General features: G+C 43.8%; 1 pseudogene. It reads left to right on the top strand.

The features are described 5' to 3' along the window. Positions 1-362, top strand: a pseudogene (locus HMPREF0083_RS29600) (hypothetical protein); the annotation flags it as partial. Between the last annotated feature and the right edge of the window lie 10 nt (positions 363-372).

Here is a 372-nt window from a genome sequence, read left to right as displayed (position 1 = left end):
AATTAGATGAAAAACGATTGAAGCCCTATGCGTTGTGGGTTGCCCGCTATAATTCGTACCTGGGAAGAGACGCAGGAATCTGGCAGTACACGGATAAGGGAAAAGTAAATGGTATTTCCGGTAATGTGGACATGAATTTGGCGTATGTGGATTATGCCGCATTGATTGATAAAAAAGGGACAACAACACCTACACCATCCAAGGAGGAAAAGAAACTCATGAAAATAGAGGACGCAAACAAAATTATCCGTATCCTACAGGATAGATGGAACATGGCAACATGTCAGGACGAAAAGAAAGAAATGGGACGGCTTGCCGATGAGGTACGGGTTGCTGCTGGAATGAAGAAGGTGAACAGCTAATGAAAGAGCG

The organism is Aneurinibacillus aneurinilyticus ATCC 12856 (genome assembly GCF_000466385.1).
Lineage (GTDB): Bacteria > Bacillota > Bacilli > Aneurinibacillales > Aneurinibacillaceae > Aneurinibacillus > Aneurinibacillus aneurinilyticus.
This window is presented reverse-complemented; position numbering and strand designations above follow the sequence as displayed.